Source organism: Metamycoplasma auris (assembly GCF_003253435.1).
Classification (GTDB): domain Bacteria; phylum Bacillota_I; class Bacilli_A; order Mycoplasmatales; family Metamycoplasmataceae; genus Metamycoplasma; species Metamycoplasma auris.
The window spans coordinates 101,627-113,014 of sequence record NZ_QKUB01000002.1; the positions used below are offsets into that span (position 1 = coordinate 101,627).

The window sequence follows — 11,388 nt, forward strand, 5'->3', positions numbered from 1 at the left end:
TTTTTTTTTTTTTATAAAACAATCATAAGAATTGCAATAATTAGGATTCCTAGGATTAGGCAAGCTGATACAACTGAGATCTTCGTGGCACTAAGAAGTTTAATTTTATTTTTCTTAACTAATAGAAAAATACTTAAGGATAATAATAAAATTCCTGAAAGACCTAATAATGCATATCCAAATTTCTTTAAACTAAGTTTACTATCATTGTTACTTAACTTAATTTTTTCAGTCATATTCGCATAAGCATCATTAAAGTTATTTTTTATTTCATCTGTGCTTAGGGGTTTATTATCAACTAAAGTTGCTAAAATCTTCAATTGATTCATAATATCTTTAATTCCATTTAGATATGTATCATATCATACTGAAAGATTTATTATTCTTTGTGTACTCATTGCAATCAATTGCGAAACTTTTTTATTTAAAAGTTCATAGTATTGATTCAAATAACCTAAATTAAATTTGTGATCATTAAAGTTTTTAGAAATAATTTCCTTATTTAATCTAATAATTTCTTTAAATCTTAGAAGTGCATCCTTTAATGAATATGGAATTGCACTAAAATATCATTCATTATTAATTTGTGATGAATATAAGGATGATAGCATTAGATATTTTGCATTGTTTAGATCTTTAATAATTGAATTTAGATTATTTGATTCTAAATAAGCATTCGAAGCTGAGATTAATATTTTATTTGTTTCTTTTAGATAATCAGTTTTATTGGTAATTTGAACACCAGCTCCAACCATTCTAAATAACGAATCTCGTAAATTATTATTTCTTATCTCTAAATAATTAATTTTGTCATCAATTCCTAAGGCACTATAAATTTGACTAAACACCTTTTTATTTGATTCAATAATTTCTCTATAGGCAGAATTAATTGCTTTTTGTTCATTGGATGTGTTTATTTTAATTCTTCTTATATAACTTCGAGCGCCCTTATTATCAACACGATCGGTGATATTAATTGTTGCTCTTAGATGTTCAGATCCTTCTGATTCAAGAGAACTAACTGTGTATTCATATCTTGTATTGATCGGATTATCAAAGAAGAATATTTTGCTTTTATTTTCTCCTGCAGATTCAAATGAACTCTTTAATGAAGATGCATCATTTGATACATATTCAGGTGCTACTCATGGAGATAATAATGGAAGTGTTCTAATTTGTTCATCAAGACTAATTGTTTCAGATGGTTTGTCCCCAGGAACTAAATCTGGTTTAGCTATTGGATCATTATTATTGTTTTCTTTTTCATTTTCATCAGTCTCAAAATTTTCGTTTTGTTTTAAATCAAATTTGATAAATTTAGGATTTAGTTTTGCAATAATATACTCATCTCATGAATTAAATCCATTTGGATTACTAAATTCAAATTGATTTTTATTCTTAAATTCCAGTTTAAAATCTTTTCCAATTTGAGGAATATTTTTATCATCATATAGCATTGATTTTAATTCATTATTCAATGCTCCTAAATAATTATCAATTGCCTTTTCAAGACGATCTTTTTTAATCCCATTTACTTCATCTTTATTTTTACTTACTTCAGCCTTATCATTGAATTGCTTTTTATAATCAGTATCATCTTCTTTACCAATCTTAATTGCATTAAATTCTTCGTTATCAAATTTAACTTTTGATACTTCATAATTTTTATTCTTTGATAACACATATGGAAATACAATATTAAAGCCTTTATTATTTGAATGATTATTTTTGATATCATCCTTATTGTTTCCCAGGTATTGCAATATAGATTGAATATAAATTAGTTTATTAATCTCAGAAACATTTTTTACAAAATCATCATTAATAAGTTTTTCTAATTTCTTTTTTTCATTATCAAAGTGACTGATTGTTTGATCAATGACTTTTTCAATTCCTTCTTCAATTTTTTTCTTACTTAATTCAGCAAATGTATCAAAATCACTAGCATTAGTTGGAGTTTCTTTTTCCTTATCCTCTCTTATTGTGTTTCTAGTTTCAATATGTTTGTAAGACACAAGAGGAAGCGGTGCTAATGTAATCAATGTAAGTGATAATAATGTATTTTTTAGTTTCATAAATTTCTTCTTTTTTTATTTAACTAATCTAAATTTTTGTTCTAAATTAAGTAATGCTAATTTCTGTTTCAAGATTTTAAGTTCCATAAATTGATCTAAGTTTAAACCTAGAATTTGAAGGGATTGATAGTATTCAATTTTTTTCAAAACTTCTTTGATTTCGTCTTTTTTGTCAATTTTTTCTTTGGTTTGTTTGTAAATTACTTTTTTACTAAATGTATTAATTGTAATTCGATTATCTTTAATAACAATGTTTGGATTTAACAAGAATAAATAAAAGGTTTTATCTTCATCAAGATCATTAATTTTAATCATAACATATTCATAGGCCATGATTGAATTTGAATCAATTAATATTCAATCATCATCTTCATCAACATTGATATATAACTTAGCTTTTTTAATTTCTAAAACCTTGCTATCAATAAAATTAATTTTTATATTAAATGAACCTGACTTATTCTCCATATTTTATTCATCCTTAAAAACCTTCTCATTTGTTCTTGTTAAAAGTACGATTTCTTCGATTTCTTTTTCTCTTTTTTGTCTTATTATTTTCTTCTTTATCGATGCAATTTCATCTTCAATTTGATTAATAATTTTATTTGTTGTTACTAAATCATTTTTTGCATTGTAGAATGAAGATTCAATCATTAATGAATAAATTGCATTTTCTAAAAAGATATCAATTTCTTTATCGATAAAATCTTCAATATTTGGAAAAATCTTGAAGTTTTCAAAATTTTCAATAGTTTTATTTTTATTCTCTTCACTTACTAATTTGTTAACATCAAATTTTTCAATTGGAAGAATTGTAAAGTATCCATCATAATTGCGATTTGTATTAAGCACAAAATTAACTTCATCGTAATTATTTTCTGCATGCAATACTTTAATTGTTTGTGAAATAATTCAAGGTAATCTTTTTGATTGTTTATCATTTTCCGAAAAGGCTTTGATGATATTGAAATCATTTTGCATGCAAAATGACTTTGCTCTTTCGCCAATAACAATAAAGTCATCTCTTTTTTTGTTTATTAATTTTGTAATTGTTCTTTCATATCTTGAATATGAATCAGTTGAATATTTTTGATTTTCAGTCACATATATTCAAAGAATTGATTTTTGATTGAAGAATTTTTTTAATCTAATGGTAATTTTTGAACTATTAATTAATTTATTTTTGATTGCATAATGATTCTTTACTTCATTAATTAAATCAATGTTTAAAAGCGCATTTGAAACATTGAATTTCAATCTTTTTGTAAGCTTCATTATGTCAATTAGAAGTATATTCTTTGAATTATTAACTTTCGTTAGAATATTTTCTAAATTGATTAGTTTTTCATTTAATTTTTTTAAGTGCATTTTTTATCACCCTAAAATACTTTTTTTATCATAGAATAGTTCAATGTCTTCATTTTTTTTAATTACTAGATCTTCAATTACTTCGACATAGAAATCATTATCTAACAAATAATTTATTTCTCTATTTAAATTCATAATCAAATTAGAATTAAAAAGAGTTGAATTGGAAGTTAAATTTAAAGATTCAAAATTCGTTGCCTCAGAATTTGCTATATATGGACATATATACAAATTATTAAATTTATTTACAAGATTGAATGAAATAACAAAACGATCAAATACTAAATCATATTTTTTTGCAATTGCTTCTTTAATCTTATTTAAAAAGAATAAGACATCTTTATCGTTAGTTTTGAGATTGCTTTTTAGTAAGACTGTAAAAAATAATTTTTGAAATGAAATGAAATTAGTTTGATTTTGAATTTCGTTTCATACTAAACTAAGAGTCTTAATTTCTTTGTTTGCTTCCATTAATAATTTTTTTTCTAACTTATTTTTTTTATTCATACACTAATTTCTTTCAAGATATTGACTATTTTCCTTTTTAGTGATTTTTGATAAACTAACAATTAAATTAATGGTTGTTGCAATATTAAATAAAAAGGCAAATGCGATTGTCGTTATAATAAAAATTTGCTCTAATGATAAAGATGAATTAATTAAATAGAAACTTTGATTGCTATTAGCAAGCAAAATTGAATTAAGTCCACTAATTAGTAAGCTTAAGGTTATCAATACGATGATTGCTTCTAATAAAATTGAAACATAATATGCTTCATTAGCAATCTTTAATCGATAGATGACTAAAATAACTAAACTTGAGAATGTTGCGATTAAGATTGTGATATTAAGATTAAATTTAATTTCGGTTAAAAAACTGATCGCAGCTACAATAATTCAAATTAAAAAGATACTAAAACCAAAAACAATATTATTAAATAGAAGTCCTTTTACCTTAAGTTTTTTTATAAAACTAACTAATAGATATCCAATTAATACTAATAAAATTAATCCGATTCCAATCAAATATAAATAGTCACTTAAGTTCTTAGATACCTTAAATAACTCAATTTCACTCTTATAAAATAAAGTTCTTATAAATCAAATTAAAGTAATGAAACTCAATGATATAAATAACAATATTTTTTCTTTAATTACGTTGATTTTTCCTTGCTTTGAAATAACTAAAATAATATTTTCAATGTTAATAAGGAATATCAAAACAACAATGATAACAATAAATAAAATCATTAAAAATAAATTTTTAATACTTCTTTGAGAAAAAAGTTCAACAAAGAAATTATGAATCTTATTATTGTTTAAAAAATCATTTCTTTCAAGGGCATTCTTTGAAAAGATTCAAGCACTTAGAATAGCAATAAAACTTATAACTAAAATTGTTCTTGAAATGATTGAAATTATCATTGAAATCTTATTCTTATAATTGACTGGATCAGTTTTCTTTTTAAGATTAAATTTATAGATTAAATATGCAATATCAACTGCAAGAAGTGGAACTGAAATCAATGATAAATAGTAATAATCAACAATATTTTTCTTAAAAAATGTAAATAATAAAACTAAAGATGTTAGTGAAAAAAGCAAATAAATAACAAATCAAACAATATATTTTCTAGTTGCTTCTCTTTGATTAATTAGATTAGAAAAATTGGCAATAAATGTATATAAGAAAATACCAAGCAACAAGAATATCCGAAATAAAGCTATGTAATTTATCCTCTCAAATGCAGGATTTGAAAAATCAAGAAATCAATTAATGCTTTTACTATCAACTAGTTTATTTGAAAAAAGTGTTAATGGTGCAAAGAATAAAATCAATCCTGAAAAAACTACTAGAAAACTAATTAATGTAATTTTTAAAACTAAAAGAAGGTTATTTCTTTTTTTATTATTAAGCATCGATTCGAAATCATCATAGACTTTTTTATTATTAATACTATTAGCTTGCATAATATAGTTTTCTCCTTTCATTGTTAGACTATTTTAATTATTTAATACATAATACATATTTATAAGTTTTCTATATATACAAACTATCATTAGTAATAATTAAAAATTCTATATTTCTATAGATTCAAATAACAAATCAATAAGTATTATCATTTCTTTGCAAATAAAGTTATTTTATCTTTAATCCCTTTATCTACATTTGCAATAGTTACACAAACTGCTCCAATGCCAGTATGAATTGAAATATCAACTGGTAATTTAATTGAATATATTGGTAGTTTATTTTCTGTAATCACTTTAAATTTTGAGATTAAACTTTCAATTAAATCTGAATCAGCATGAACTACAAAAAGAATCTTATCTTCAAGATTTTCTTTGTTTTCTTCATACATTTCAGAAACAGTTTTTTCAAGTGATTTTGTGAATACTCTTCCAATACCTTCTTTCTCTAAAATCCCAAAATCATATTTGATTAGTGGAACAATTCTTAGAAGTTTAGCAATTACTGCAGCAGATTTGGAAAGTCTTCCACCTTTAACTAAAGCATCGTTGAATTGAGGAATTAGAATTAATCTTTCATTGTTAACTTCAAAATGTTTGATTGCTTCATCGAAAGGGATTCCGTTATTAATTTTATTTTCAAAAATTAATAAATCTCTTACTATCAAATAAGAAACTCTTTTAGAATCAACGACATAAACTTTTTTATTATCTTTAAATTGATTCATTAAAAAGGAAGTTTGTGATGATAGGTGTTTTGAAATTGGATAGATCAATACCAAATCATATTCATTTATATACTTAGATACTTCTAACTCTGATAAAGCTGGCGATGAGGCAGAAGTAGTAGCATCAACTTTTTTATTGTCTTCCCATATTTTTTTATAATCTTCGATAAAGAATTCTCTTCCAATTTGAAATCTTTTTCCATCAATTTCACATTGTAATGGAATAAAGCCTCATCCTAGTTCATTAGCTTGACTTTCACTAAGTCCAGATGATGAGTCTACAATTATTTTTATCTTCATAATTTCTCCTTGAATAAAAAAATACAAAAGAATTATACATTTATTTAAATTTTCGTGCGTTTTATATTAATTTAAGCTAAATTTAATGTTAAAAGTTAAATTAAATCTTTATTAATTAAAATATAAAAATCTTTTTTTCCTTTTTTTAATAAAGCATATTTGAAGTTATATTTTTGAAATTCTATAACATAGTTTTCATCTTCAATTATTTTATTATCAATCGAAAATGATTTCTTGGTAATAAATTCTCGAGACTCACGATTTGATGAAGTAATATTATTCTCCTTCAAAAGATCAATGAATTTCTTTTGTTTGGTTACTTCTATTGTCGTAATTGATTCTTTTAGCATCTCAATATCACTTAAAGTTAATTCCTTATTACTTTTTAAAAAAAGAATTTCAGTAATCTTTTTAGCTTGATTAAGTGATCGTTGTCCATGAATATCTTTTGTTATTTGTTCTGCTAGAGTTTTTTGGGCAAGTCTTTTATTCTTAGCTAAATTATGTTCTTCCATAATTTTGGCAATTTTACTTAGTGGTAAAAATGTAAAAGCTTTTAAGTAATCTTCCACTTTGGCATCTGATTGATTAAGTAAAAATTGATATAGTGCATATGGACTAGTCATATCTTTACTTAATCAAAGCGATCCTCCTCCAGTTGATTTTCCAAACTTTTTACCATTTTCATCTGTAATTAGGTTTATCGTAAGGGCAACTGCTTTAACTTCATCTCCATAGGCTTTTCGAATAAATTCAAGACCTGTAGTGATATTGCCTCATTGATCTGATCCACCTGCTTGAATTTGCACACCATATTTTTCAAACATGCATTTAAAGTCTCACCCTTGAATTAGTTGGTAACAAAGTTCTGTTACACTTAATCCATTTTGCAATCTAGTGGCAATGCTTTCTTTTTCAAGCAAATAATTAACATTGATTAATTTTCCAATTTGTGAAAAGAAATCGATCAATTTAATATCTTTATAAAATTCAAGATTATCAATCACTGTTAAACCAAATTTTTCTAATTGTTTTCTAATTTTTTGCTTATTTTGTCTTAGAGTTTTGATGTCTAAAAATTGTCTTTCAGAGCTTCTGAAACTAGGATCGCCAATCATTCCTGTAATCCCACCTAAAATTGCATAAACTTTATAACCAGCAGCCTTGAAACGCAATAAAGTTGCAATTTGTAAATAGTTACCTAAATGAAGACTTTTTGCCGTTGGATCGAAACCAATATAAACTCCTGTTTCATTCTTTAAAGATAAAAATTTTTCAATATTTGATAGATTATTTAAAATATTTCTCTCTTTTAGTTCGTTAAGAAACTTTTGTGACATAAATAACTCCTTTAGAATAACAAAATAGATTTATTAAATTATATAAATAATTTAAGTATTTCAATTTAAATTGAAATATTGATAAATTTATATTTTTTAATATTGAATATTAGACCTTTTTTTAAGATAGATATAAAATAAAAAAGTTCGCTTTACGAACTTTAAAAAGAAATTATTTTCTTTTAATTTCTTTCAATCTAGCACTCTTACCTTTTAATTCCCTCATATAGTAAAGTTTAGCTCTTCTAACTTTATTTCTTCTAATAACTTCAATACCTGAAATCAAAGGAGAATTAATCTTGAAAATACGTTCAACACCTAGACCATATGAATCTTTTCTTACAGTAATTGATTTGTTAATACCTTCACCATAAGAAGCAATAACTAAACCTTCAAAAACTTGAATTCTTTCCTTATCGCCTTCTTTAATTCTAACGTGAACTCTTACGTTATAACCTTCTCTAATTTCAGGAATGTCAGTTCTAATTTGTTCTCTTTCAACAAGTTCCAATAATTTACTTCTCATTTTTCTTAATCCTTTCGATTATGTCTTTACGGTTCTTTAAAGTTTTCAAATAAGCATTTTTCTCACGTCATTCTTTGATTAATTTATGATTTCCAGATAATAGCACTTCTGGAACAGCTAATCCTTTGTATACAGAAGGTTTAGTATACTGAGGAAAATCAAATAATCCTTCATTTTCAAAACTTTCATTTTGATGACTTCCTTTACGTAGTACTCCGGGAACTAATCTTGCAACTGCTTCAGTTATTAGCATTGCTGGAATTTCTCCTCCTGTAAGAATGAAGTCACCAACCGATAGTTCTTCATCAACAAAAGATAACACTCTTTCATCAAAACCTTCATAATGCCCACAAACTAATGTTATTTCTTTCATTTTAGATAGTTCATGCGCTTTTTTTTGATTAAAGACACTCCCTTGTGGACTAACTAAAATTTTGTAACTGTTAGGAACACTTTCAAGTGCCAAATCAATTGGTTCAACCTGAAGCAGCATTCCATCACCACCACCATAAATTGTGTCATCAACCTTCTTATGTTTTTCTCTAGAAAAAAGTCGAAAATCAATGATATTTATTTCAAGGTGTCCGAGTTTGATTGCTTTTGCAATCATACTTGTATTTTTGAAAGTTTCAAAATACTGTGGAAATAATGTGAGTATGTTTATTTTCATAACTTATTTATTCTTGTTAGCAATATATTTTGCATAGAAGTCGTTTTTCTTTAAAAGAGTTCTAACTGTTTCTGTTGGTTTGGCACCATTGTCTAGATATGAAGTAGCTAATTCTTCATTTAAAACTAATTGTTTTGTATGAGGATCATAGTGACCTAAAACATCAATAAATCTACCATCTCTAGGTGCTCTTGCATCTGATGCAACAATTTTATATGTTGCATGGAATTTTTTTCCTGTTCTTTTTAATCTTAATTTAACCATATTAATCCTTTTTTAAATACTGTATAAAATTTACTTAATTATTAAATTTAGAAATAATTTTAACACAAAAATTCTGTCAAGCAAAAATACTTTACATTTTTTTTAAATTATAAGAATTTTAATCTACTTATTTAAGTATTCTTGATAGCAAATCTAACCTTAATTAATACATTTTAAAAAACGAATAAAAGAAAAAATTGACTAGCGAACTAGTCAATTGTTACAATGAAATTTTAACGATTATATTAATAGGTAATTAGAGTTATTAAATAGATAGATACTTAAATATTTAGATAGAAATTATAATAAGGGTTTTTAGATAATCGGGTCAATTGATTCGCTATTTACAAGCTCTTCAATTCCATTTGTTTCATGACCTGTCGCTGGTTTTGGTTGAGGTTGAGGTTGAACCGTTGGAGGAGTTGTTGGAGATGGTGAAGGTGAAGAAGGAGTAGCTGGTTTCTCTTCCTTTCCTTCTTTTTCCTTCTTTTCTTTTTCTTCTTTTTCCTTCTTTTCTTTTTCAGCCTTAGCTTCTTCCTCTTTCTTCTTTTCTTCATCAGTCTTTCCTGGTGTTGAAGCGTTTGCGTCATCTCCTTGAGGTTTTTCGGCTGGTTTTGAAGCTTCTGGTTTCTTAGATTCTTCCTTAGTTCCACCACAATTTGCAGCAACTAAAGGTAATGATGCAACTGAAGCAACCGAACCTAAAACTAATAGTATTTTGTTTATCTTTTTCATAATGTTAGATAAATTATCCTTTCATCAATGTTAATTTAATTACCATATTTTCTTATGGTAAAAATTAATTCTACTTTTTTTTTTTTTTTTTTAGCAAAGTATTTAAAAAACTTGAATCATCGATTGAAAAAAGATTGGAAAATATTGCTTCTTATTGAAAACAATAAGAATTTTTTGCTTAATTTATATTTAGAAAATACTTGCCTTTTTCAATGAATTATTATTGATTAACTACTAATAAACTAAATTAAATAAAATAGAAAAATATTGGCCCACAGCCAATATTTTGCCATGAACTAAATCTATATGATTTAGTCATTAATTATTATTAGAAATTCAATATTTGATATTTAAGTTGTAGATATTAGATTTGAAAACAATAAGTTTATACTTTGATAATAAGAAAATTATCTTTCTTCTTCTGAATCTGATGATTGACTATTTGCATATTCGCTATTAGCTAAAATTGAATCTTGAGTACTTTCTAAATGTTTTCTTACTTCCTCAGTAACATTTTCAAAATTAGCTTTATTTCTTGCTGCTTCTGAGTTTTTTAAAACTTCTTCAGATGTTGGAGCAACAGCTTTTTTAGCTAACTCAACACTATAGTTGAAATTATCTCTATCAGTTGAAATTGCATTAACTAAGTCCTCTAATTCCCCTGATGCTAAACCAATACTATATTCAACTCTAGGTTCTGCTTTTTCTGAACTAGATCCTAAAGTTTGAGGAGCATCTGCTTGTGGTCTTTCTGTTGTTGCTGGAGAAGTTGTAGTTGTAGATGCATTTTCGTTTTGTTTCTTTTCGTCTTTCTTTTCTTCTTTTTTTGTATTATCACAAGCAGCTGCAACTAAAGGAAGTGCACCTAAAGAAGAAACTGAACCAAACACTAATAAAAACCTATTTAGTTTTTTCATATATGATTAAAATAATTTACCTTTCTTAAAATTAATAAAAATAAGCATACTTAATTGTGATTTTGCATGCTATGGGAAAAAGTTTACTTTTTTTTTTTTTTTTTGCCAAAATAGTAAAAATTTCTTTAAAAAATATACAAATTTCAATCTTTTTTAACAATTAAATGTAAATCTTTTGAAATATTAATTAATTTTTAAGATTAATGCCACACAGAAAATTGGTATTTTAGTTTTTTAAAATACCTTTGTGATTCTAGAATATTAAATTAGAATCTCTGAGAAAGCACTAATATCTTCAGCGATATTTAGTGCTTTTTCTTTATTTAAAATGTTATCTTCAGACTTAATTTAATTTTATAGTTATGAGATGCTAAAGGTTTTATCCCAAATTATCCTTATTGCTAATTATTAATTTAATTAATAATTTGCGTAAAGCGGCATACATACGGTTGATACTGCCGCTTTTCGCAAAGTTCATTATTAGAATTCAAAAA

At 25.1% G+C, this 11,388-nt stretch carries 12 protein-coding genes; all 12 read right to left on the reverse strand.

Annotated elements, in window-relative coordinates:
• Positions 1–11: 11 nt before the first annotated feature.
• The 12 genes from BCF89_RS07785 to BCF89_RS01400 all read right to left on the reverse strand — a co-directional run bounded on the left by BCF89_RS07785 (position 12) and on the right by BCF89_RS01400 (position 10,894).
• A complete protein-coding gene (locus tag BCF89_RS07785) occupies positions 12–2,075 on the reverse strand; it encodes an MSC_0620 family F1-like ATPase-associated subunit (protein ID WP_111518296.1) in 2,064 nt (687 codons plus the stop codon).
• A gap of 15 nt (positions 2,076–2,090) precedes the next feature.
• Entirely contained in the window at positions 2,091–2,543 is a 453-nt protein-coding gene (locus tag BCF89_RS01350) for an MSC_0621 family F1-like ATPase epsilon subunit (protein ID WP_111518297.1), read from the reverse strand.
• Positions 2,544–2,546: 3 nt separating this feature from the next.
• Positions 2,547–3,443 carry an MSC_0622 family F1-like ATPase gamma subunit gene (locus tag BCF89_RS07790; RefSeq protein WP_111518298.1) on the reverse strand — a complete coding sequence of 299 codons (897 nt, stop codon included), beginning with the start codon at positions 3,441–3,443 and terminating at the stop codon, positions 2,547–2,549.
• A gap of 3 nt (positions 3,444–3,446) precedes the next feature.
• Positions 3,447–3,950, reverse strand: coding sequence for an MSC_0623 family F1-like ATPase-associated protein (locus BCF89_RS01360; protein ID WP_111518300.1), 504 nt, complete (start codon positions 3,948–3,950; stop codon positions 3,447–3,449).
• 3 nt (positions 3,951–3,953) lie between these two features.
• On the reverse strand, positions 3,954–5,414 hold the full coding sequence (locus BCF89_RS07795; RefSeq protein ID WP_111518302.1) for an MSC_0624 family F1-like ATPase-associated membrane protein: 1,461 nt from the start codon (positions 5,412–5,414) through the stop codon (positions 3,954–3,956).
• Between the two features lie 146 nt (positions 5,415–5,560).
• Complete coding sequence (locus BCF89_RS01370) at positions 5,561–6,442, reverse strand: DegV family protein (RefSeq protein WP_111518304.1); 882 nt, start codon at positions 6,440–6,442, stop codon at positions 5,561–5,563.
• A 95-nt stretch (positions 6,443–6,537) separates the two neighbouring features.
• Positions 6,538–7,782: a tyrosine--tRNA ligase gene (gene tyrS / locus BCF89_RS07800; protein WP_111518306.1), complete on the reverse strand. Its 1,245-nt coding sequence runs from the start codon at positions 7,780–7,782 to the stop codon at positions 6,538–6,540.
• 172 nt (positions 7,783–7,954) lie between these two features.
• Entirely contained in the window at positions 7,955–8,308 is a 354-nt protein-coding gene (gene rplS, locus BCF89_RS01380) for a 50S ribosomal protein L19 (protein ID WP_111518308.1), read from the reverse strand.
• Positions 8,298–8,978: a tRNA (guanosine(37)-N1)-methyltransferase TrmD gene (trmD, locus tag BCF89_RS01385; RefSeq protein ID WP_111518310.1), complete on the reverse strand. Its 681-nt coding sequence runs from the start codon at positions 8,976–8,978 to the stop codon at positions 8,298–8,300. Before trmD ends, rplS begins: the two co-directional genes overlap by 11 nt.
• 3 nt (positions 8,979–8,981) lie before the next feature.
• Positions 8,982–9,242: a 30S ribosomal protein S16 gene (gene rpsP, locus BCF89_RS01390; protein ID WP_111518312.1), complete on the reverse strand. Its 261-nt coding sequence runs from the start codon at positions 9,240–9,242 to the stop codon at positions 8,982–8,984.
• A gap of 315 nt (positions 9,243–9,557) precedes the next feature.
• Positions 9,558–9,977 carry a variable surface lipoprotein gene (locus BCF89_RS03530; protein WP_111518314.1) on the reverse strand — a complete coding sequence of 140 codons (420 nt, stop codon included), beginning with the start codon at positions 9,975–9,977 and terminating at the stop codon, positions 9,558–9,560.
• Positions 9,978–10,384: 407 nt separating this feature from the next.
• Complete coding sequence (locus BCF89_RS01400) at positions 10,385–10,894, reverse strand: variable surface lipoprotein (protein WP_111518316.1); 510 nt, start codon at positions 10,892–10,894, stop codon at positions 10,385–10,387.
• Positions 10,895–11,388: the final 494 nt, after the last annotated feature.